The following is a 22,579-nucleotide window of genomic DNA, read 5'->3' as shown; positions in this document are numbered from 1 at the left end:
TGTCATGCCCCGAACGGGCGCAGCAGCGCCCGCGAAATGATGTGACGCTGGATTTCCGACGTGCCTTCCCAGATGCGTTCGACGCGGGCGTCACGCCAGATGCGTTCCAGCGGCAGGTCGTCCATCAACCCCATGCCGCCATGGATCTGGATGGCCTCGTCAGCGACGAAAGCGAGCATTTCGGTGGCCTTCAGCTTGGCCATGGCCATGTCCTGGTCGGTGACTGTGCCTTGATCGTACTTCCAGCCGGCTTCGAACACCATCAGGTCGGCAGCCTTGAGTTCAGTCGCCATGTCGGCGAGCTTGAACGACACGCCCTGGAACTTGCCGATCTGCTGGCCGAACTGCTGGCGCTGCGCGGAATATTCGATGGCATGGCCGAGCGCCCGCTCGGCGCGGCCGAGACAGGTGGCGCCGACCTGCAGGCGGGTGGCGCCGAGCCAGGAATTGGCGACGTCAAAGCCCTTGTGGACTTCGCCGAGGACCTGGCTTGCGGGCAGACGGCAATCGTCGAATTCGAGAATGGCGTTGGTGTAGCCGCGATGCGAGACGTTGCGGTAGCCATCGCGCACCGTGAAACCCTTGGTGCCCTTGTCGACGAAGAAGGCGGTGATCTTCTTGCGTTTGCCGCGCGCCGTTTCTTCCTCTCCCGAGGCCATGAAACAAATCGCGAAATCGGCAAGGTCGGCGTGGGAGATGAAATGCTTGGTGCCGTTCAGCACCCAGTCGTCACCATCCTGCACGGCGGTCGCCTTCATGCCGCGCAGGTCCGAGCCGGCGCCCGGCTCGGTCATCGCCAGGCAGTCCCATTTCTCGCCACGGATGCAAGGGAACAGGTATTTTTCGCGTTGTTCGGGCGTGCCGGCGAGCAGGATGTTGGAGGGGCGCGCCACGCAGGTCCAGTGCAACGCATAGTTGGCGCGGCCGAGCTCCTTCTCGTAGAGCAGCCAGGTCACCGTATCGAGGCCCGCGCCACCGACATCGGCGGGCATGTTGGCGGCATAAAGACCGGCTTCGATCGCCTTGGCCTTGATCTCCTCGATCAGCTCGCGGCGCAGCACGCCGGTGCGTTCGACCTCGCGCTCATGCGGGTAAAGCTCGTTCTCGACGAAAGCGCGCGTCGTCTCGACGATGAGCTTCTGTTCCTCCGACAGACCGAAATCCATAACCTCAGCCCTTCTTCTTTTTCTTCGGCTTTTCCGCCTTCTTCACCGGCTTCGATGCCTTCGCCTTCTCGGCCGCCTTGGAGGCCGCCGGCTTCTTCGCCGCCAGCTTGGCCAGTTGCCTGGTATAGTCCTTGTGCAGCGCGCCTGCGCCCCAGCCCTTGCCCTTGTTCTGCTTCGACAACGCATCCATGATCGCGACCAGATTGTCGTCGCGGATCTTTTCCAGCTCGCGGATCGACAGGCCGTGGGCCTGGTCGTCCGATTGCGTGGCGATCAGGTCGACCAGTTCGTCGTTGAACTCCGGCACGTCCATCAGCTTGGTCCACGGCCATTTCAGGCAAGGCCCGAACTGCGCCATGAAATGGCGCATGCCGGCCTCGCCGCCGGCAACGCGATACACCTGAAACATGCCCATCTGCGCCCAGCGCAGGCCGAAGCCATAGCGCATGATATCGTCGAGCTCCTCGACGGTGCAGATGCCATCCTTGATCAGCCACAGAGCCTCGCGCCATGCCGCTTCGAGCAGGCGGTCGCCGACGAAGGCTTCGATCTCCTTACGGATGACGACAGGCTTCATGCCGATCGAGGCATAGATCTCCCTGGCGACCTCGATCGCCTCGGGAAAGGTCTGCTCGCCGCCGACGATCTCGACCAGCGGCAGGAGATAGACCGGATTGAACGGGTGGCCGACGACCAACCGCTCCGGATGCTTCTTCATCGCAACCTGCATGTCGGTCGGCTTGATGCCAGAGGTGGACGATCCGACGATGGCGTTGGCCGGCGCATGGGTGTCGATCTCGGCCAGCACGCGGTGCTTGAGGTCGAGCCGTTCCGGCACGCTCTCCTGGATGAAATCGGCATCGGCGACCGCTTCGGCGATGGTCTTGGCGAAAGTCAGCTTGCCCTCTTTCGGTAGGCCGCCGGGAACCATCTGCTTGTAGGCGCGCCGCGCGCCCTTCATCACTTCCGAAACCTTGCGCGAAGCCTCGGGATCGGGGTCGAAGATCGACACGTCGATGCCGTTCAAGAGCAGGCGCGCCACCCAGCCGGCGCCGATGACACCGCCGCCGATGGCGGCTGCCTTGTTGACGATGCTCATGCGGATGCTCCGGTTCTTGTCTTAGCTGTTGTGGGATCGACGAGGGGCACGCGCTCGCCGGCGCGAATGACCGAGGGGTCGTAGGCCTTGCGGGCAAAGACCTCGAGCACGAAGGGCCGGAAAAACTCGATCGGCAGCGTCTCGTAGTCGGGGTCGAAGCTCGACTGGTCCCAGCGTTCGCAAAACTGGTCGCAATCGTCGAAATAGGCGTGGCCGGCGAAGCGGTCGCGGGCATGGCGATTGCCGCCCAGATGATGGGCGTAGTAGAGGCGCTGGAAATCGCCGTGCTTTTCCACCACCCAGGTGCATTGCTCACGCACGAAGGGCTTCAGGATCGAAGCGGCGTATTCATCGTGATTATAGGGCGCGTAGATGTCGCCGATGTCGTGCAGCAGCGCGCAAGCGATCCAGTCGGTGTCGGCGCCGTCGCGCCAGGCGCGCGTCGCCGCCTGCAGCGAATGGCCGAGCCGGGTGATCTTGTAGCCGGACAGGCCCTCGTCGAGCTGAACCAGCGCGTCGAGCAGCCGCTCGCCGGTTTTGGCGGCGTAGTCGATCTCATGGGCGGTCAGGAACTCGTAATCGTCCCTGTCGCCATCCTCCATCGCGGTGAATTTGACGGTTGTCATGTTCGACGCCCTCCAAACTATGCCGCGATCGGTGCCCGCTTGGTCAGGTTCAGCTTCTTGCGCACTTCTTCCGGGCCAAGGATCCTGGCGCCGAGATTGGTGACGATGCTGGCGGCGCGCTCGACCAGTTGCGCGTTGGTGGCCAGCACGCCTTTGTCGAGCCAGAGATTGTCTTCGAGCCCGACGCGGACATTGCCGCCGGCCAGCACCGCCGCGGCGGCATAGGCCATCTGGTTGCGGCCGATGGCGAAGGCCGACCAGTTCCAGGTCGACGGCACGTTGTTGACCATGGCCATGAAGGTGTTGAGGTCGTCAGGCGCGCCCCACGGCACCCCCATGCAGAGCTGCACCAGCGCATCGGGATTGAGCACCTTTTCCTCGACCAACTGCTTGGCGAACCAGAGATGGCCAGTGTCGAAGGCCTCGATCTCAGGCTTGACGCCGAGCGCCGTCATGATGCCGCCCATGGCGCGCAGCATGCCGGGCGTGTTGGTCATGACGTAGTCCGCTTCGGCGAAGTTCATGGTGCCGCAATCCAGCGTGCAGATCTCCGGCAGGCACTGACGCACATGTTCCATGCGGTTGGTGGCGCCGCCCATGTCGGTGCCCTTTTCGTTGAGCGGCAATGGTGCCTCCGGCGAGCCGAACACCATGTCGCCTCCCATGCCGGCTGTGAGATTGAGCACGACATCGACATTGGCTTCGCGGATGCGCTCGGTGACTTCGCGGTAGAGATGCACGTCGCGCCTAGGCTTGCCGGTCTCGGGATCGCGCACATGGCAGTGGACGATGGCAGCCCCCGCCTTGGCGGCATCGATGGCCGAATCGGCGATCTGCTTTGGCGAGCGCGGCACATGCGGGCTGCGATCCTGCGAGCCGCCGGATCCGGTCACGGCACAGGTAATGAAGACCTCACGGTTCATCGCGAGCGGCATGGAACTCTCCTCCCATAGATACAGACCCCAACAATGCCCGACTTGCCGGAAACTGTTTTGCGTTTTACGAAGCTTCCATGACCAAAAGCGAAAAACCGACGATCTTTCGCGCCGAGCGCTCGCCGCTCAAGGTGACGCTGCTGGTGTTTTCCGGCTCGTCGATCATGTGCGTGGCCTCGGCCGTCGATCCGCTGCGCGCCGCCAATCGCATCTCCGGCGAGACCCTGTTCGATTTCAAGCTGGTCTCGGTGACCGGCGAGGCTCCGGTCACCACATGCGGGCTGCCGGTGGCGGTCAGCGGGCGCTTCGACGCGGCCGAGCCAACCGACGTTCTCGTCGTCGTCGCCGGTTTCGGCACCCAGAATTATGCCACGACAGCGCTGCTGTCAGGGCTGCGGCGAGCGGCCCGCGCGACCCGCGCATGCGGCGGCGTCGAGGCCGGCACCTGGCTGGTGGCCCGCGCCGGCCTTTTGGAGGGGCGCAGCGCCACCACCCACTGGGAAGACATGGAGGATTTCTCGTCGGCCTTTCCCGGCGTCGATGTCCGCCCGGACCGCTATGTCATCGACGGGCCGGTGTTCACCTCGGGCGGCGCCTCGCCGACCTTCGACCTGATGCTGCATTTGATTCGCACGCGGCTCGGCATGGCGGTGGCGCTCGATGTCGCCAGCGTCTTCATCTACGACCAGGCCCGTGCCGCGACCGATGCCCAGCCATTGGTCTCGCTCGGCCGGCTCGACGGCTACGATCCGCGCCTGGCGCAGGCCATCCGGCTGATGGAATCACATGTCGACCAGCCGCTGACCATCGAAGCAGTGGCCAAGCGCGCCGGGGTGACGGCACGAACGCTGGAAAGCATTTTTCGCAGATCGATCGGAGAGACGCCGGGCGCCTATTATCTCAGGCTGCGGCTGGCTGCGGCACGCCGGCTGGTTGTCGACACGCGCGTGGCCATGGCGGATATTGCCGGGCGAACAGGGTTCTCGTCCGCCGCGGCATTTTCCAGAGCGTTTTCAAGAGCTTTCGGCGAAGCACCGGTCAGGCTGCGCCGAGGATAGTTTTAGTTCGGGGAGATTATGCGGCGTTCTGACGATCGCCGCCAGCGTCGATCTGCGAGCGCATCTGTCTCGCCAGCCGGACTTCAAAACGGTTGCTGACGGCGCGATCCCATTGGTTTTTCACGTCGTCGGTCGGCCTCGGCAGCGCCATCAGCCGGTCGATGATCGATCCGGCCTCGCCAGGTGAGAGCAGGGCGTCGATTTCACGTTCGTTCTGCATATCGGTTCGCCTCCTTCCTTTTCACCCGCCACAGGTCATTCTTATACGAGATACGTGACGGCAGTTTGAAGGCAAGAGCGAGGCCATTGAGCGGCGTCTGGGGGCAAAAGCTTGTCGACGGACGGGCGTTGGCGCAAGCCCGTTCCAGGGCGGCGGGAATGTTATCCAGCCGCCCTCGAGCAATACGAATCGGCCTAACGATCTCAGACGTAGCGGTTGACGATATTTTCCAGCAGTTCCTGGCGGCCGGAGCGCGGCTGCGGTTCGATCTTCTTCTTCACCACGCGCTCTGCGATATCCTCCAGCGTGCGCTTGCCCGACAGCATTGCCTTGGCCTCGGCGCCGTTCCAGCCGGCATAGCGCTCGGCAAGGGGCGCGGACAGTGCCTTATCCTCGACCATGCGGGCGGCGGCCTTCAGGCCGCGTGCGCAGGCGTCCATGCCGCCGATATGGCCGATCAGCAGATCCTGCGGATCGAGCGACTGGCGGCGCAGCTTGGCGTCGAAGTTGGTGCCGCCGGTCTTGAAGCCGCCAGCCTGCAGGACCTGATAATAAGCCAGCGCCATTTCCGGCACGTTGTTGGGGAACTGGTCGGTGTCCCAGCCCGACTGGTAGTCGTTGCGGTTCATGTCGATCGAACCGAACACGCCGAGCGCATTGGCCAGCGCCAGCTCGTGCTCGAAGGAATGGCCAGCCAGGATGGCATGGCCCTGCTCGATGTTGAGTTTTACTTCCTTCTCCAGGCCGAAGCGCTTGAGGAAGCCGTAAACGGTGGCGACGTCGTAATCGTACTGATGCTTGGTCGGCTCCTGCGGCTTCGGCTCGATCAGGATGGTGCCCTTGAAGCCGATCTTGTGCTTATAGTCGACGACGAGGCTGAGGAAACGGCCGGCCTGTTCCTGCTCGCGGCCAAGGTCGGTGTTGAGCAGCGTCTCATAGCCTTCGCGGCCGCCCCACAGCACGTAGTTCTCGCCCTTCAGCCGCTTGGTGACGTCGATGCAGCTTTTCACCGTCGCCGCCGCGTAGGCGAACACATCCGGATCGGGATTGGTGGCGGCGCCCGACATGAAGCGGCGGTTGGAAAACAGGTTCGCCGTGCCCCACAAAAGCTTGACGCCGGTCTGCTTCATCTTGCCCGCGAAATAATCGGCGATTTCGTCCAGCCGGGCGGCGCTCTCGGAGAAATCCTTGCCCTCGGGCCGCACATCGGCGTCGTGGAAGCAGAAATAGGGCGCACCGAGCAGCGAGAACATCTCGAAGGCGACGTCCGCCTTCAGCTTGGCCAGTTCCATCGTGTCGACGCCACCGGCCTTGGGGAACCACGGGCGGTCGAAAGTCTGGCCGCCGAACGGATCGCCGCCCGGCCAGGCGAAGGAATGCCAGTAGGCGACGGCGAAGCGCAAATGGTCTTCCAGCCGCTTGCCCGCCACCACCTCATCAGGGTTGTAGAACCGATAGGCCAGCGGATTGGTCGAATCCGGTCCCTCGTATTTGATCTTCTGGATGTCGCCGAAAAATCCGCTGCTCATGATTTCTGTCCTCTCTCGAATAGGTCTCGGGTAATTCGCCTTGATTACCTCAGGCGTAATTGGTTTCGGGTCCGCGGTGGTCGAAAAGGCTCATGTCAAAGCCGTCAAGCAAAGGAGACAGACCATGACCGACCTCAACACAATCGCCGAGGGCTACATCACCGCCTGGAACGAAAGCGATGCCAGCCGCCGCGCCGAATTGCTGAAGGCCACCTTCACCGAAGACGTCAGCTATCGCGATCCGATCATGCAGGGCGACGGACACGAAGGCGTCGCGGCCCTGATCGACGGCGTGCAGCAGCGCTTTGCCGGCTTCCGGTTCTCGTTGAAGGGCACGCCGGACGGGTTTGCCGACAAGATCCGCTTCTCCTGGAATCTTGGCCCGGAGGGTGTCCCTTCGGTCATCGAAGGCACGGATATCGGCATTATCGAGAACGGACGCCTGAAGAGCGTCACCGGTTTTCTCGACAAGGTGCCGGCGCAGTGAGGGTTTCTGGGTAAGGCAGGTGCGAGGCGCCCCCCTCTGGCCTGCCGGCCATCTCCCCCTCAAGGGGGGAGATTGGCTGCCTTTCCCGCCTTCGCTAATTATCAACCTTGCAAGACGAGCAAAGCCGCCAAAGCTGCCGATCTCCCCCCTTGAGGGGGAGATGCCCGGCAGGGCAGAGGAGGGCGCCTCGCACTGACTCACGCGGTTACAGCCCTGATCGCCGGATACAGCGCACGGTAGCGCTGGTAAGCATCCGCATATGCTCCACTAAGCACGGCATCCGGTTCGACCGTGGCGTCCGTCTTCGGCGCCGTGCACACTGCCAGCGGATCCGCGCCGGTCGCCGCGATCAGGCCGAGCCTGGCGGCGCCAAAGGCGGCGCCGAAATCGCCGTCGGCGGGAATATCCACCGGCAGCTGCAGCGCGGTGGCGATCGCCTTCAGCCAGTAGCGCGAGCGCGAACCGCCGCCGATCGCCGTCACGCGCGTCAGCACGGTACCGGCTGTCTTCAGGGCTTCGAGACTGTCGCGGAAGGCAAAGGCGACGCCTTCGAGCACCGCCTGGGTCAGCACCGCACGGCTCGATTCATGCGCCAGCCCGGTGAAGGAGCCGCGAATGGCGGAATCATTATGCGGTGTGCGCTCGCCCGAAAGGTAGGGCAGGAACGACACGCCGCTCGGCGCTTTCAACGCATCGCCGAGTTCCGTTGTCAGCTCGCCCGCGCCCTTGCCCGTGATCTCCGACAGCCAGTTGAGCGAATCGGTCGCCGACAGGATGACGCCCATCTGGTGCCAGGTGTTGGGCAGCGCATGGCAGAAGGTATGGACCGCGCTCGCCGGGTTGGGCAGATAGGACGCGTTGGCGGCAAACAGCACGCCCGACGTGCCCAGCGAAACAAACGCATGGCCGGCACCGACCGTGCCCATGCCGCAGGCCGAAGCCGCATTGTCGCCGGCGCCGCCGGCAACCGGGATGCCCGCCTCGATGCCCCATTTCGACGCCAATTCGGCGCGCAATCCGCCAGCCTTCTCGGTGCCCTCGACCAGGGACGGCATCTGCGTCTCGTCGAGCGACGTGGCGGCGAGCAGGTCCGCAGACCAGCGGCGCTTGCCGACATCAAGCCAGGCCGTGCCGGCCGCGTCGGACATTTCCGAAATGTGTTCGCCGGTCAGCCAAAGCCGCAGAAAATCCTTCGGCAGCAGCACCTTGGCCACCTCCGCGAAGACCGCGGGCTCGTTGTTCTTCACCCAGGCGAGCTTCGGTGCGGTGAAGCCGGGAAAGACGATGTTGCCGGTGAGCGCGCGGAAACGCGGATCGGCATCGAGCGCTGCCGCCTCGACATGGCTGCGCGTGTCGTTCCACAGGATGCAGGGGCGTAGCACCCCGTCAGCCGCATCGAGCAAGGTCGCGCCATGCATCTGGCCCGACAGGCCGATGCCTTTCACCGCCGCGAACTGGCGGGGATGGGAAGCTTTCAGTTCGGCGATCGCCTCTTCGCAGGCGCGTATCCAGTGCGACGGATCCTGTTCGGACCAGCCGGGATGCGGCCGCGAGACGTCAAGCGAACCATGGCCGGAGCCGATGACGGATTGTCCGGCATCGATCAGCAGCGCCTTGACGCCCGACGTGCCCAGGTCGAGGCCGAGATACATGTTATCCTCCCATGCCATTATTTTTTTCGGATCTCGAAAAAATCTGGCCGAGCCAGTTTTTAAGGCAAGATCCGCTTCGGGTCAATTCTCCGACAAATCGGCGGCGCGTCGCGAAAACAGCACCGACAGCGGACTGTCCGGGCGTGCCGCCGAACGCTCGGCCGTGAGCGCCCTGGCAAGCGCGGCGTCACCAGCTCGCAAGGCGGCTTCGATCAGCGTCAGGTCGATGACGTCGCGCTGTGCGTGGCTGCCGCCGAAACGATGGGCGATCGCCCGGATCGGCCTGATCAAACGTATGGCCTCGGTGTAGTTGCTCTCGCCGAATGCCTTGATCGCCCGCGTCAGCGGATGGCCGACATCGCGGGTGAAAGCCGCATTGTCGTCGCTGCCATGCATGGCCTCGCGCTGCGCATCGAGCAAGCCAAGGGCTGCCGCGTCGAGACCGGCTCCGACAAAAGCCATCATCGCGTGTGCGTCGTTGAAGGCATAGTTGCCGGCGCCGACCTTGGGCCAGTTGGCGGCGAGCGCAGCCCAGCGATCGCCGACATCGACGCCGCCGAGATAAAGCCGCCACAGGATCGCCGACGCATCGACCATGTTCAGCGCCATCGCCGACGGCGTGCCGTAGATCGGCCCGTCATAGAGCGCCAGCACCTCGTCGGTCTCGCCGAGATCGTAGTGAAACAGCGCCAGGTGCCACCAATTGTGCACCTGCAGGAAGCTTTCTTTCGTCCACGCTTCGGGATCGGCGCGCATCCAGGCAATGCCATCCCTTTGCCGGCTTTGCATTTCCATGACATGGGCAACCGCGTGCTGCGCCCAGCCGTCGCGCGGCTCGATCTCGACCGCCGCGCGGCCAAGCCTCTCGGCCCTGCCATAGTCGCCCATCTCTTCCAGCCCGAATGCCTGCATGCCGAGGATGGCATGGTAGCCGGGCATGCCGCTTTGCCACGATGGCAAGGCGCGGGCGATGCGGTCGCGCAGCATGCGGGCATTGCCGGTGAAGAAGTCGACCTGGTGACCGACCTGCAATGCCACGGCATCGAGCGGGAAGTCGATGGCGATGTTCTCGAGGATGCCGGCGGCATCATGCCAGCGCCCGTTGGCGAGGTGGCCGAGGGCCAGGACATGCGCCTGCTCGCGTGTTGTCGCGGCAAGCGGCAGTGCCGCCTCGTGGCAGGCCCTGGCCACCGCCGTCGCCTCCTGCTCGGTGGCAAGGCCAAACAGATAGCCCTTGAAGACATGGGCCATGACGAAACCGGGATTTTCCGCGATAGCGCGGTCGACCGAGGCTACGGGATCGCCGATGAAGCACTGCAATTCGCGCACCGCCTGGCTGTAAGGCGTGAGCCCGGCTTCCGTAGCGCCCGAAAATGCCAGGCCAAATCCATCCCTGATCGCCATGCGAAATCCCTCGATCGGACCGTCATGGGGACGCTGCCCCTCGGTCCAAAGCGATCTTAACGCATGGGCCACGGGCGCGCCAACCGCATGTCGCGCAGGTCCGTTCCAGTAGTTTTTGCAGTTCATCAACCATGCGGTGCAGATTAGGCTTTGTAAAATCGAACGAATTGTGTCTTCATTGCGGCGCGGCGGCGGGCTTGAAATCGCGATCTGAGAGGGGACGCGATGCGGCATAGTGAAATACAGCTTCCGAACTGTCGTTCGGAGTGCCCCAGCGAATTGGTTGCTTTGTTGCAGCAAGGGCCGAAACGAACCAACCCACGGCTTATTAGCTTTCTTGCAACTACAGCACTGACGTTGCTGCCCAATTCCGCGGCCTTCGCGGCATGCATGCTGGGCCCAACCGCGGGGAATACCGTCTACACCTGCGATAGCGGCGATTCGGGCGGAAGCCTCACCGATACCGATGGCAACAACACGCTGAACTTTCCCGCCGGTGGAACCGGGCAGATATCGGGCAATGTCACCTTCGGCATCGGTACGGACCGCATCAACATGCAGTCCGGCACCATCACCGGCACGGTCGACCAGGGCGCACGGATTTCTTCACCATTGGCGCCGGCACTGTCGCCGGCAATGTGCAGCAGGGCGCCGGCATTGACGACTTCAACATGAGCGACGGCCTGATCGGCTCACTCAACCAGGGCGACGGGCTGGACACGTTCACCATGACCGGTGGGCGCATCGTCGATTTCTTCGACGACGGCGATCGTGCCGTGATGACCGGCGGGCGCATCGGCCGTGTCAACATGAAGCTCGACCAGAACTATTTCAACATGTCCGGCGGCACCATCGACCGCAACCTCGTCACCGGTTTCGACAAGGACACCATCATCCTGTCGGGCGGCATAATCGGCGGCAACATCAGTGTCAGCGGCGGCGCCGACAGCGTGACGGTTACCGGCGGCACGGTCGGCGGCGATGTGCTGATGAGTGTTGGTTCCGACAATTTCGTCTGGAACGGCGGCGGCATCATCTATGGTTCCGTCGATCTGGGCGGCGACAACGACACCGCCAAGCTCAGCAACCTCACCAATGGCAATCTCGGCGACACCAAGGCGATCACGGGCGGTGCAGGCACCGACACGCTCACCTTCGACAACGTCAAGCTGGAGGGGATCGCCAGGGTCCAGAACTGGGAGACGATCAACGCCACCAACGACACCCAATTGATGTTGGACGGCAATCTCGTGCTCGGCGACAGCGGCACGGGCACCGGATCGCTCAATGTCGATCAGGCAAGCACGCTCTATGGCGGCGGCTTCAACTCGGCGATCCAGGCCTTCACGTCCGGCCAGTTGGCCAATGTGGTCAATGCCGGCCGTATCGACCTGACCAACGGCACAACCGGCGCCACCGACCAGCTGACGATATCAGGCAACTATACAGGACTCGGCGGGCTGCTGCTCATCCAGACCGAACTTGGCGATGACACGTCCGCTTCCGACAAGCTGATCCTGTCGGGAGGAACGGCGTCCGGCTCGACCGGCATCGGGGTGATCAATGTCGGCGGCGCAGGCGCCGAGACCACCGCGGACGGCATCATGGTCGTCCAGGCGATCAACGGTGCCACATCCAGCGCCAGTGCCTTTGCCCTCGACGCGCCGGTCGCGGCAGGCGCTTTCGAATATTATCTGTTCAAGGGCGGCGTCAGCGCCGGTAGCGGGGAAAACTGGTATCTGCGCTCGACGCTGATAACGCCGACATCGCCGGCGGCGGCGCCGTCTGCGCTGGAACCCGCGCCAAATCTCCAACCCGAACCGCCCGCGGCCGAGCCTCCACCGCCACCGCCGTCAAATCTGCCACCGGTGCCTGTGCCGACCGAGGGCGACATCAACAACCCGCCGGTCGACCCGACGCCGCCGGTGCAGGCCGCTGACCCGGAACCCGCGCCGCCTCCGCCACCACCACCGTCACCGCCCGCGGATCCACCGCCGCCCCCACCTGTTGTGCCTACCGTCGTGCCTGACCTGCCAACCCCGGCACCGGGTGAGCAGATCCTGCTCTATCGCATCGAGGTGCCGGTCTATTCGGCCTTGCCGCCGGTGGCCGAACATCTGGCGATGACGACACTCGGCACCTTCCACGAGCGGCGCGGCGAACAGAGTCTGCTGTCGGACACCGAGATGTGGCCGGTATGGGGCCGCATTTTCGGCCAGGACGCCAAGATGGGCTGGTCGGGAACGGTGTCGCCCTCCTTCGACGGCACGCTGTTCGGGCTTCAGGCAGGCTTCGACGTGTTCGGACGCGAGACCGCTTCAGGTGGAATCGATCGCGCGGGCCTCTTCGTCGCCTATGGCAGCATGCGCGGCGACGTGAACGGCCAGGCGCTGGGACAAAACGATCTGTCCGTCGGCAAGCTCGACGTCAACGGCACCAGTGTCGGTGGTTACTGGACCCGCATCGGCCAAGGCGGCTGGTACCTGGACGGCGTCCTGATGGCCACGTTCTTCGGTGGCGACGCGACATCGTCGCGCGGCGTCGGCATCGATGTCGACGGCACCGGTGTCACGGCATCGCTGGAAGGCGGCTATCCCATAGCGCTGGGACAGGGCTGGACGCTCGAGCCGCAAGCGCAACTGGTCTGGCAGCATTTGTCGCTGGACGATACCGAGGACCGCTTCTCGTCGGTTTCGTTCGGCACCGACAGCAGCGCCACCGGCCGGCTGGGCGCGAGGCTGCAAGGCGAGACAACGATCAACGGCATGGCCTTGCAGCCCTACCTCAAAGCCAATTTCTGGCACGATTTCGGCGGCACCGACACCGTCAGCTTCGACACCACCGACATCACGACCGAGGGCCGATCGACCTCGTTCGAATTCGGCGGGGGCGTTGTGGCTAAGGTGAACGACAAGGTCAGCATCTTCGCCACCGGCGACTACACCACCAATCTCGGCGGCGACAAGCGCCGCATCCTCGAGGGCAATCTCGGCTTCAGCGTCAAATGGTAACGCCTGTGACCCGGCAGCACCGCGCGTCCCTTCAGGGCTCGCGGTGCCGCGACTCCTTGAACTTACCTTGCCTCAATTGCCCGAGCGCATCGCCACCGTGGCGATGCCGGCGCCGACCAGCAGCGTGCCGCCGGTGCGGTTGAAGATGCGGATCGCCTTGGGATTGCGCACGACATTGCGGGCGCGCGCCGCGACCAGCGCATAACCGAAGGCATTGGCGAAGGCGAGCGCCAGGAAGGTCGTCTCGAAGACCAGCATCTGCGTCCAGAAATTGGCATGCCGGTCGAGGAACTGGGGCAGGAAGGCGACGAAGAAGGTGATGCTTTTCGGGTTGAGAGCGGTGACCAGCCAGGCATGCGCCATCATCTTGGCCGCCGACACTGCATCGGTGCGCGGCTCGGCCTTCAGCGTGCCGCCGGCGCGGAACAGCTTTACGCCGAGATAGATCAGATAGCCGGCGCCGATCAGCTTCAGGACGGTGAAGATGGTCGCCGAGGCCGCAAGCAGGGCGCCGATGCCCAGCATCGACAGTGTCATGGCGGTGAAATCGCCGAGCGCCACGCCGACCGCCATCGGCAAGGCGGTGCGCCAGCCCTGGCCCAGCGCATAGGACACGACCAGCAGGATCGTCGGACCCGGAATGATGAGGAGGATGCTCGACGCGGCGGCGAAAGCTGCCCAGTTTTCGAACGACATGCTTGTCTCCCTAGGGTTAAAGAGAAGGATAAATCCTGAGCCCTGGGAGAATGTAAAGGGGGCCTGTTTTTTGTTTTTGCGCCATTCCCGACTGAAAGCCGCCGCTCGGCTGACGTCGTCGGAAGCGGACGAACACCGCCAAGCCATGCTCGAACGCAGGCGACACGGATATTCACGCTTTATCAACCATGAATGACGAAAATGCCCGCTATCCGGCCGGACCGTGCTTCCCGCCGACAGCGTAGGGTTTGGGTACATGCGTGAGTTGCCGCAAGGTCCGACGCCGCCACGAAACGGCGGCGCAGTCGATATCGATCTTCATCTTTCCCGCCGCGCCATCCTGACCGGGGCAGGCGCGCTGGCGCTGCTCAGCGCCGCCGGCTGCTCGACTTCCGGGGACGGCGGCATGCCGGTGCTGGATCTCGACAATACGGTCACCGGTTCGGTGCCGCCGATGCGGCCCGCTATCAGCGTCGACAAGAACATCACCGGCGCCGATGTCATGTACGCCGCCTTGACCGACAACGGCTTCAACGTGCCTGAAGTGCCGTACCTGAAGGTCAAGCCGGAATTCCGCCGCCAGATCGTCGTCGACACCACAGGCGAGGCGCCCGGCACCATCGTCGTACATCTCAAGGAGCGCATGCTCTACCTCGTCCAGCCGGGAGGCGATGCCATCCGCTACGGCGTCGGCATCGGCAAGGACGGCTTCCGCTGGTCCGGCCGCGCAAACATCCAGTATGGCAGGGAATGGCCGACCTGGACGCCGCCGCCCGAGATGATCCAGCGCAAGCCGGAACTGGTGAAATGGCAGGGCGGCCAGCCCGGCGGCCTGACCAATCCGCTCGGGGCGCGTGCGCTCTACATCTACCAGGACGGCAAGGACACCGGCTATCGCATTCACGGCTCGCCCGAATGGTGGAGCATCGGCCAGGCGATGTCGTCTGGCTGCGTGCGCCTGATCAACCAGGACATCATCGACCTCTACAGCCGCGTTTCGAAGAAAAACCCGGTCGTCGTCATGTGATCGTGGCCGCCGCTTGCGGCCGTCCTATTTTTGAGCGGGACCTTCTCCGAAACCGGTCCGCTTTTCGCTTACGCGGTCCTTCGGTTCGGGGTCCTGCCCCGGACTCTCCCGTTGCGCGATGCAGCAAGACAGGCCAAGGTGCCTTGAAAATCATCGCTTCGGGAGACGCCAGGAATGACCGGAACTTTTGTCATCGCGCAGGGCGGCGGCCCGACCGCCGTCATCAACCAGACGGTGGTCGGTGCGACACTGGAGATCCGCAAGCGGCATCCGGGCGCCAAGGTGCTGGGCTCCATCCACGGCGTGCGCGGCATTCGTGATGGCAATTATGTCGACCTCTCGGCCATTCCCGAAGACCGCCTGCGGCTGATCGCCGGAACGCCAAGCGCTGCACTGGGCTCGACGCGCGACAAGCCGGATGCCGCCTATTGCGACGTCATCCTCAACGGCCTCAAAAAGGCCGGCGCTGACGCCTTCATCTATATTGGCGGCAACGACACGTCGGGTACGCAGCAGATCCTGACCGATGCGGCCGGTGGCAGCATCGCTTTCGTCCATGCGCCGAAAACCATCGACAATGACCTCGAGGAAAACGACCACACGCCGGGATTCATCTCGGCGGCCGAGTTCGTCGCCGGCGCCTTCCTGTCCGTCGATCTGGATTTCCGCGCCCTGCCCGGCATCTATGTCGGCATCGTCATGGGCCGGCATGCAGGCTTCCTGACCGCGGCCGCCGCCGCCTGGCAGCTCGATCGCGATAGCGGCCCGCATCTGGTCTACGTGCCGGAACGGCCGTTCTCGGCCGCCGGCTTCATCGACGACGTGCGCGCCACGCTCGACCGCCACAAACGCTGCATCGTCGCCGTGTCGGAAGGTGTCAGCACCGCCGACGGCAAGGCGCTGGTCGAAAGCCTGGTGCCGCCGGACAAGCTTGAGCGTGATGCGCATGGCAACGTCAAGCTGTCGGGCAGCGACCTGCCGGCGGCGCTCGAGCGTGCGCTGGCCGAGGGCCTGCCGGGCAAGCGCGCCCGGGTCGATGCACTCGGCTACATGCCGCGCGGCTATGTCGGCGCCATCAGCGCCGTCGACGCGCAAGAGGCCTTCGATGCCGGCGCCTTCGCCGTCTCCGTCGCCGAACAAGGCGGCGGCTCGGTGGCGCTGCAGTATGACGGCGCTAAAACGGTGCTGAAGAAGGTGCCGCTGAAGAACGTAGCCGGCAAGACCCGTCACATGCCCGACGATTTCATGCAGCCCGAGGTCAACCAGCTGTCCGAGGCCGGCATGGCCTATCTCAAGCGGCTGGTGCCGGAAAAGTACAAGGTCGGGAAGCCATTCGTCTGATGGAATGGTTCAGCAAGAGCATCGTCGACGACGAGACGACGATGCTGACCGAGCCGTTCGTGCATGACTATGTGCGCGCCAATATCTGGCATCTTCGCGGCCGCGACGCCGATCTTTTGGTCGACACCGGCATGGGCATCCGTCCGCTGGCGCCGGAGATCGAAACGCCCGATGGAAAGCCGCTGCTGGTCGTCGCCACCCATATCCATCTCGACCATGTCGGCTCGCTGCACGAATTTCCATGGCGGGCGGGACCCAGGATGAGTGCGGCGCAATTCGAAAGCATGGATGAGGCGGCGACCTACGCTTACATGTTCCACGATCTCGAAGGCGCCGTTTCGAAACTGCCCGAGCCGGGATGGAAAGCCGCCGACTACAAGATCCCTTCGGCGCCCCTGACGCGGACCCTCGACGAAGGCGATGTGATCGATCTCGGCGACCGCCAATTCCGCGTGCTGCACCTGCCGGGGCATTCGCCGGATTCGATCGCGCTGTTCGACGAGGCCGACGGCCTTTTCTTCAGCGGCGACGCCATCTACGACGACACGCTGATCGACAGCCTGCCGGATTCCGACCGCGCCGCCTATATCGGCACCATGCGGCGCCTGCTCGACCTGCCGATCCGCATCGGCCATGGCGGCCACGGCCCAAGCTTCGACGGCGAGCGCATGCGTGCGATTGCAACGGCCTATCTGCGCTCGCATGCCGGTCTGTGAGCGCTCGCTGAATTAAATCTTCGTAAGGTCGGTCAAAAACCCTAAATCGGGCCGATCCGCGCCCTAGATAGTTGGTTGTCGATCCGGCCGGACGCCATGTACGGCGAGACAGGCACTCCCGGTCCTCGACGCGCCGAGGGGCGCTGCCCAGGCACGCTCGCGGCGCCGGATCAACTCTCGCCCGGACAGAACGACCATGTCACCTCTAGGCATCCTTCGCAGACATCGCGTCGCCGCCCTGCTGGGCGCCGCGCTGATTATCTCCCCTGTTGTCGTTTCATTCGCCCAGAACACGAACGGCATCGCCAAGATCGTCGCGACCACCCAGACCCCAGTACCCGGAATATCGGCGCCGAACGGTTCGTTCGCGCCGGTCGTGGCCGCGACCAAACCAGCCGTCGTGACGGTAACGACCGTCATGAAGGCACAACCGGAAGCCATGAACGAAGCGTCGCCCTTCCAGGACAATTCCCCGTTCGACGACTATTTCCGGCAGTTCTTCGGCGACCAGGGCATGCCCATGCCCAGGACCCCGCCACAACAGCAGGCGCCGCGAACCGAGGCCCTGGGCTCCGGCTTCATCGTCGGTGCCGACGGCACCATCGTCACCAACAACCACGTCGTCGACGGCGCCTCTTCGATCAAGGTGACGCTCGACGACGGCACGGAGCTGCCGGCCAAGGTCGTCGGCAGCGACGCCAAGAACGATCTCGCGGTGCTCAAGATCAAGGCCAGCAAGCCCTTGCCGACGGTCAAATGGGGCGATTCCGACAGGCTGATGACCGGCGACCAGGTGCTGGCGATCGGCAATCCGTTCGGCATCGGCACCACGGTTAGCGCGGGCATCGTCTCGGCGCGCGGCCGCGACCTGCACAGCGGGCCGTTCGACGACTTCATCCAGATCGACGCGCCGATCAACCATGGCAATTCCGGCGGTCCGCTGGTGGATGTGAACGGCAATGTCATCGGCATCAACACGGCGATCTATTCGCCCAATGGCGGCAGCGTCGGCGTCGGCTTCGCCATTCCCTCCGACCAGGCCCAGAAGGTGGTCGCCAAGCTGGAGAAGGGCGGCTCCATCCAGTACGGCTATCTCGGCGTCGATATCCAGCCGGTGACGCCGGACGTTGCCAGCGCCATGGGGCTCGATCATCCCGGCGGCGCGCTGGTTTCCCAGGTCAATGACGGCTCCCCGGCGGCCCTTGCCGGCGTCGAAACCGGCGACGTTATCACCGGCTTCGCCGGGCAGGATGTGAAGGATCCCAAGGATCTGTCGCGGGCCGTCGCCGACGTCGCCCCTGGCACCAGGGAAACGCTCGACGTCTGGCGCAAGGGCAAGGCCATGAAGATCTCAGTCGATGTCGGACGCAACAGCGACGATGCGAAGACGGCATCGACCGGCGGCTCCGGCGCGCCGGGCGCCGAGCAGGGCTCCGGTGCGCCAGCGCTCGGCCTCGGCCTGATGGACATCACGCCCGACATTCGCCAGCAGATGAACCTCGCCGACAACGAGCGCGGCGCGGTGGTTGCGCGCGTCAATCCCGACAAGGCAGCGGCCGCTGCCGGCATCCAGCCGGGCGACATCATCGTCGCCGTCAACCAGGTTCCGGTGAAGAGCGCCAAACAGGTGACCCAAGCGGTTGCCCAGGCAGGCAAATCAGGGCGCAAGTCGGTGCTGTTGCTGGTCGAACGCGGCGGCAGCCAGATCTATGTCGCCGTGCCGTTCGCCAATGGCTGAGACGTGATGCTGGCCTGAATAACGGCGTGGCGGCTTGTCGACGACGAGCCGCCATGCGTTCCAGCCTTGCGGCCACCGCCAGCTACAGTTTGCGCAACGCCACTTCCTCGACCAGGTGGTCGGCGCCCTTGCGCAGGATGAGGTCGGCGCGGGCACGCGTCGGCAGGATGTTCTCGCGCAAATTCTTCAGGTTGATGTTGGTCCACAGGCCTTCGGCGATGGCCCGCGCCGAATCCTCCGAGAGCTGGGAATAGCGGTGGAAGAAGGAGTCCGGATTGCGGAAAGCGGTCTCGCGCAGCCGCATGAAGCGGGAAATATACCACTCGCGGATCAGCTTCTCGTCGGCGTCGATGTAGATGGCGAAGTCGAAGAAGTCCGACAGGAAGGGCACGATCTTGCCGTCCTGCGGCAGCTTGCCCGGCTGCAGCACGTTGATGCCTTCGAAGATCAGGATATCCGGCCGGTCGATGGTGACGAACTCGCCGGGAACGACGTCATAGGTCAGGTGCGAATAAACAGGCGCGCGGACATCGGGCAGCGCCGACTTGATGCCGGAGAGGAAGCGCAGCAGCGCGCCGACATCGTAGCTGTCGGGGAAGCCCTTGCGTTCCATCAGGTTTTCGCGGCGCAGCACCTCGTTGGGCAGCAGAAAACCGTCGGTGGTGATGAGGTCGACCTTGGGGCTCGACGGCCAGCGGGCCAGAAGCTCCTTCAACACGCGCGCCGTGGTCGATTTGCCGACCGCGACGGAGCCGGCAATGCCGATGATGAACGGCGTCTTGACGACATCGACAGCGTTGAAAAAGGCCTGGCGCTGCCGGAACAAGAGCTGGCTCGCCTCGACATGGGCGGACAGCAGCCGCGACAGCGACAGATAGATGCGCGAGACCTCCGCGAGGTCGACCGGGTCGTTCAGCGAACGCAGGCGCCGGAACTCGTCCTCGCTCAGCGTCAGCGGCGTGTCGGCGCGGAATTGCGACCATTGCTCGGCGGAGAAGAAACGAAACGGGGAATATTTCTCGGTCGGCGCGAGCTGATCCATCGAGATACCTGCCCTTCCTCGCGGTCAGCCCTTGGGCCGTGACGCCTTCTCGGCGATGCCCGAACGCCCGGTGCGGCCTTCAAGCTCCTTGAGCACGTCGCTCAACGGAACACCCGAGAGGCCGAGAACGACGAGCCAATGATATATAAGATCGGCACTTTCGGAAACGAGGCCCTGCTTGTCGCCCTTGACGGCGGCGATCACCGTCTCGACCGCCTCTTCGCCGAGCTTCTGCGCCGCCTTGTCGATGCCACGGGCGAACAGTTTCGCCGTCCACGAGTCGGGGTCACCGGAATGGGCGCGCTCGTGGAGGATTTTTTCCAGGTCGGACAGCGAAAATTCAGCCATGGCGCCTGAGGCCCCTTTTCTTAGCCGGAAAGCCTCTAGAGCATTTCACCGTTTCACGGAAACGGCGAACCGCTCTATCTCTTTGTTTTTACGCAATTCCGAATTGCTCTAGGACCGATCGCCCGAGGAGTCCAGCCGGATCGGCAGCCCGGCCGCGGCCATATGTGCCTTGGCCTGGGCTATGGTGTAGGTGCCGAAATGGAAGATCGAGGCCGCCAGCACCGCGCCGGCATGGCCGTCGCGGATGCCTTCGACCATGTGATCGAGCGTGCCGACGCCGCCCGAAGCGACAACCGGGGCGCGCACCGCGTCGGCGACCGCGCGGGTGAGCGCGATGTCGTAGCCGGCCTTGGTGCCGTCGCGGTCCATCGAGGTCAAAAGGATCTCGCCGGCGCCGCGATCGACCATTTTTCGGGCGAATTCGACCGCGTCGATGCCGGTCTGCTCGCGTCCGCCATGGGTGAAGATCTCCCAACGGTCGGCTTCGCCGGTGCCCGACACTTTCTTGGCATCGATGGCGACGACAATGCATTGATTGCCGAACTTGTCGGCGGCTTCGGCGACGAAATCCGGGTTCGTCACCGCTGCCGTGTTGATCGACACCTTGTCGGCGCCGGCCAGCAGCAATTTCCGGATGTCGGCGACCTGGCGCACGCCGCCGCCGACGGTCAACGGCATGAAGCATTGCTCGGCGGTGCGCGCAACGACATCGAAGATGGTCTCGCGATTGTCCGACGAAGCGGTGATGTCGAGAAAACAAAGCTCGTCGGCGCCGGCCGCGTCATAGGCCTTGGCCGCCTCGACCGGATCGCCGGCATCGATGAGATCGACGAAGTTGACGCCCTTGACGACACGGCCGTTCTTGACGTCGAGGCAAGGGATGACGCGGGCTTTCAGCATCAGCGGCCCTCTATCGTGGCGATAAGGTCGTTGAGCAGCTGGCCGACCAGCGGCGGCACGTCGGCCTGGGCGTCGAAGGCCGGATCGTAAGCGGAAACGGTGATGCCGACGATCGGCACGGCAAGCGCGATGGCGCAAGCCGCGTCGCGCAATTGTTCCGGGTCCGGCCCGCCGGGGGTAACGTAGCGGTTGGCCTGCAGTTCCTCGGGATCGTGCACGTCGAGATCGAGATGCATGTGCACGCGTTCGGCGCCGGCAGCCTTCAGCTTTGCCGTCGCTTGTGCCACGCCGGGGCATTCCGTGCGGATGATCGGCAGCGTCTCGACAAGTTTTTCCTCGTCCGGATCGAGATCGCGCGCGTTGACGAGCACGCAGCGCGAGGGATCGATCGGCTTGAAGCCCGGAATGGCGCCCGCCATCGGACGCCAGCACAGGCCGAGCACCGTCGCCAGCGCCATGCCGTCGAGAAAGCCGTATGTGGATGTCTCGGGCGTGTTGAGATCGCCATGCTGGTCTGCCCAGATGATCGCATCGGCGCCCTCGCCCGCGACCGCACCGGCTGATGTCAGGCAATTTCCGGCCAGCACAATGGGGAACCGGCCCCTGTCGATGGCAATGCGAACCTCGCCTGAGACGGCATTGCAGACGGCAAAGCCGGTGGCGATCTCGCGTTCCTGGGCATCGCCGACCCTGCCGATATCCTCCACGGTCACGTCGTGGCCGGCCATGGTCAGGGCGTCGACGAGGCCGCCTGCGATCAGCGCATCGGGGCCCTGGCCCATGCCGCCATGATAATGGCCGCTGTCATAGGAGGCCAGGATGATGGTGAGCTTCACGACCGCGCCTCCATTGCCGGCTTGCCCCGCAGGATCGCCAGCGCCTCGGTCGGATCGATGCGGCCGTCATAGAGCGCGCGGCCCGAAATGGCGCCTTCCAGTTTTTGCGCGTCCGGCATGGTCATGCGTACGATGTCGGCGATCGAGGCGAGGCCACCCGAAGCGATGACCGGGATCGAAACCGCCTCGGCGAGGTCGATGGTGGCGTCCCAGTTGATGCCGGTCAGCACGCCGTCGCGGTCGATGTCGGTGTAGATGATGGCGGCGACGCCGGCGCCTTCGAATTTCCTGGCCAGCTCGATGACGCCGAGGCTCGACGCCTCGGCCCAGCCTTCGACGGCGACCTTGCCGCCCTTGGCGTCGATGCCGACGGCGACCTTGCCCGGGAAAGCCTTGCAGGCCTGCCTGACCAGATCGGGATCGCGCACGGCCACCGTGCCAAGGATGACGCGGGCGAGGCCGCGGGCGAGCCAATCCTCGATCTGCTCCAGTGTGCGGATGCCGCCGCCAAGCTGTACCGGGTTCTTCGTCGCCTTGAGAATGGCGCCGACGGCGGCACTGTTGACGCTCTGGCCCTTGAAGGCGCCGTTGAGGTCGACGACGTGCAGCCACTCGAAGCCTTGTTCCTCGAAGGCTCGCGCCTGTGCGGCCGGATCATCGTTGTAGATGGTCGCGGTGGCCATATCGCCGTGCTTCAGGCGCACGCATTTGCCGTCCTTGAGGTCGATGGCAGGAAAAAGGATCATCT

General features: G+C 64.3%; 20 protein-coding genes and 1 pseudogene. 7 read left to right on the top strand and 14 right to left on the bottom strand.

Annotated elements, in window-relative coordinates:
- Positions 1 to 2: 2 nt before the first annotated feature.
- The 4 genes from LB568_RS29175 to LB568_RS29160 are packed head-to-tail and all read right to left on the bottom strand — an operon-like array spanning position 3 to position 3,826.
- On the bottom strand, positions 3 to 1,166 hold the full coding sequence (locus LB568_RS29175; protein ID WP_013891680.1) for an acyl-CoA dehydrogenase family protein: 1,164 nt from the start codon (positions 1,164 to 1,166) through the stop codon (positions 3 to 5).
- 4 nt (positions 1,167 to 1,170) lie between these two features.
- The gene (locus LB568_RS29170) at positions 1,171 to 2,265 is read right to left on the bottom strand and encodes a carnitine 3-dehydrogenase (RefSeq protein WP_013891681.1); all 1,095 of its coding nucleotides are present in this window, start codon (positions 2,263 to 2,265) and stop codon (positions 1,171 to 1,173) included.
- Positions 2,262 to 2,891, bottom strand: a complete 630-nt coding sequence (locus tag LB568_RS29165) for an HD domain-containing protein (RefSeq protein WP_224731945.1) — start codon at positions 2,889 to 2,891, stop codon at positions 2,262 to 2,264. Before LB568_RS29165 ends, LB568_RS29170 begins: the two co-directional genes overlap by 4 nt.
- A 17-nt stretch (positions 2,892 to 2,908) precedes the next feature.
- Positions 2,909 to 3,826, bottom strand: a complete 918-nt coding sequence (locus LB568_RS29160; protein ID WP_224731944.1) for a 3-keto-5-aminohexanoate cleavage protein — start codon at positions 3,824 to 3,826, stop codon at positions 2,909 to 2,911.
- Positions 3,827 to 3,903: 77 nt separating this feature from the next.
- Between LB568_RS29160 and LB568_RS29155 the strand changes: the two genes are divergently transcribed.
- The gene (locus LB568_RS29155) at positions 3,904 to 4,884 is read left to right on the top strand and encodes a GlxA family transcriptional regulator (RefSeq protein ID WP_140574059.1); all 981 of its coding nucleotides are present in this window, start codon (positions 3,904 to 3,906) and stop codon (positions 4,882 to 4,884) included.
- Positions 4,885 to 4,900: 16 nt separating this feature from the next.
- Here the strand turns inward: LB568_RS29155 and LB568_RS29150 are convergent, their stop codons facing one another.
- The gene (locus LB568_RS29150; RefSeq protein WP_224731943.1) at positions 4,901 to 5,104 is read right to left on the bottom strand and encodes a hypothetical protein; all 204 of its coding nucleotides are present in this window, start codon (positions 5,102 to 5,104) and stop codon (positions 4,901 to 4,903) included.
- 203 nt (positions 5,105 to 5,307) lie between these two features.
- Complete coding sequence (gene xylA, locus LB568_RS29145; RefSeq protein ID WP_224731942.1) at positions 5,308 to 6,633, bottom strand: xylose isomerase; 1,326 nt, start codon at positions 6,631 to 6,633, stop codon at positions 5,308 to 5,310.
- A gap of 124 nt (positions 6,634 to 6,757) precedes the next feature.
- Here xylA and LB568_RS29140 point away from each other — a divergent pair, with 124 nt between their 5' ends.
- Complete coding sequence (locus LB568_RS29140) at positions 6,758 to 7,120, top strand: nuclear transport factor 2 family protein (protein ID WP_140574063.1); 363 nt, start codon at positions 6,758 to 6,760, stop codon at positions 7,118 to 7,120.
- 197 nt (positions 7,121 to 7,317) lie between these two features.
- On the opposite strand, the gene xylB is transcribed toward LB568_RS29140, so the two are convergent.
- Together xylB and LB568_RS29130 are read right to left on the bottom strand one after the other, a co-directional pair.
- Positions 7,318 to 8,772: a xylulokinase gene (xylB, locus tag LB568_RS29135; RefSeq protein ID WP_224731953.1), complete on the bottom strand. Its 1,455-nt coding sequence runs from the start codon at positions 8,770 to 8,772 to the stop codon at positions 7,318 to 7,320.
- Between the two features lie 81 nt (positions 8,773 to 8,853).
- The gene (locus LB568_RS29130; protein ID WP_224731941.1) at positions 8,854 to 10,176 is read right to left on the bottom strand and encodes a tetratricopeptide repeat protein; all 1,323 of its coding nucleotides are present in this window, start codon (positions 10,174 to 10,176) and stop codon (positions 8,854 to 8,856) included.
- Positions 10,177 to 10,401: 225 nt separating this feature from the next.
- On the opposite strand from LB568_RS29130, the pseudogene LB568_RS29125 reads away from it, so the two are divergent.
- A pseudogene (locus LB568_RS29125) lies at positions 10,402 to 13,187 on the top strand (autotransporter outer membrane beta-barrel domain-containing protein).
- Positions 13,188 to 13,259: 72 nt separating this feature from the next.
- Here the strand turns inward: LB568_RS29125 and LB568_RS29120 are convergent.
- Positions 13,260 to 13,883, bottom strand: a complete 624-nt coding sequence (locus tag LB568_RS29120) for a LysE family translocator (RefSeq protein WP_023775997.1) — start codon at positions 13,881 to 13,883, stop codon at positions 13,260 to 13,262.
- 256 nt (positions 13,884 to 14,139) lie between these two features.
- On the opposite strand from LB568_RS29120, the gene LB568_RS29115 reads away from it, so the two are divergent.
- The 4 genes from LB568_RS29115 (at position 14,140) to LB568_RS29100 (ending at position 18,705) form a co-directional block, all read left to right on the top strand.
- Positions 14,140 to 14,910 (top strand): L,D-transpeptidase, encoded by a 771-nt coding sequence (locus LB568_RS29115; RefSeq protein WP_224731940.1) that lies wholly within the window; start codon positions 14,140 to 14,142, stop codon positions 14,908 to 14,910.
- Between the two features lie 174 nt (positions 14,911 to 15,084).
- The gene (locus tag LB568_RS29110) at positions 15,085 to 16,251 is read left to right on the top strand and encodes a diphosphate--fructose-6-phosphate 1-phosphotransferase (RefSeq protein WP_224731939.1); all 1,167 of its coding nucleotides are present in this window, start codon (positions 15,085 to 15,087) and stop codon (positions 16,249 to 16,251) included.
- Entirely contained in the window at positions 16,251 to 16,967 is a 717-nt protein-coding gene (locus LB568_RS29105; RefSeq protein WP_224731938.1) for an MBL fold metallo-hydrolase, read from the top strand. Before LB568_RS29110 ends, LB568_RS29105 begins: the two co-directional genes overlap by 1 nt.
- A 196-nt stretch (positions 16,968 to 17,163) precedes the next feature.
- Positions 17,164 to 18,705: a DegQ family serine endoprotease gene (locus tag LB568_RS29100; protein WP_013891695.1), complete on the top strand. Its 1,542-nt coding sequence runs from the start codon at positions 17,164 to 17,166 to the stop codon at positions 18,703 to 18,705.
- Positions 18,706 to 18,787: 82 nt separating this feature from the next.
- Here the strand turns inward: LB568_RS29100 and coaA are convergent, their stop codons facing one another.
- The 5 genes from coaA to hisA form a co-directional block, all read right to left on the bottom strand.
- On the bottom strand, positions 18,788 to 19,747 hold the full coding sequence (gene coaA / locus LB568_RS29095) for a type I pantothenate kinase (RefSeq protein WP_224731937.1): 960 nt from the start codon (positions 19,745 to 19,747) through the stop codon (positions 18,788 to 18,790).
- Between the two features lie 24 nt (positions 19,748 to 19,771).
- The gene (locus LB568_RS29090) at positions 19,772 to 20,095 is read right to left on the bottom strand and encodes a phosphoribosyl-ATP diphosphatase (RefSeq protein WP_224689481.1); all 324 of its coding nucleotides are present in this window, start codon (positions 20,093 to 20,095) and stop codon (positions 19,772 to 19,774) included.
- 108 nt (positions 20,096 to 20,203) lie between these two features.
- The gene (gene hisF / locus LB568_RS29085; protein WP_224731936.1) at positions 20,204 to 20,995 is read right to left on the bottom strand and encodes an imidazole glycerol phosphate synthase subunit HisF; all 792 of its coding nucleotides are present in this window, start codon (positions 20,993 to 20,995) and stop codon (positions 20,204 to 20,206) included.
- Positions 20,995 to 21,831 (bottom strand): arginase family protein, encoded by an 837-nt coding sequence (locus LB568_RS29080; protein WP_140574089.1) that lies wholly within the window; start codon positions 21,829 to 21,831, stop codon positions 20,995 to 20,997. Before LB568_RS29080 ends, hisF begins: the two co-directional genes overlap by 1 nt.
- Positions 21,828 to 22,577, bottom strand: coding sequence for a 1-(5-phosphoribosyl)-5-[(5-phosphoribosylamino)methylideneamino]imidazole-4-carboxamide isomerase (hisA, locus tag LB568_RS29075; RefSeq protein WP_013891700.1), 750 nt, complete (start codon positions 22,575 to 22,577; stop codon positions 21,828 to 21,830). The genes LB568_RS29080 and hisA overlap by 4 nt, the downstream gene beginning before the upstream one ends.
- Positions 22,578 to 22,579: the final 2 nt, after the last annotated feature.

It is taken from the genome of Mesorhizobium sp. B263B2A (assembly GCF_020165775.1).
Taxonomy (GTDB): Bacteria; Pseudomonadota; Alphaproteobacteria; order Rhizobiales; family Rhizobiaceae; genus Mesorhizobium; species Mesorhizobium opportunistum.
This window is presented reverse-complemented; position numbering and strand designations above follow the sequence as displayed.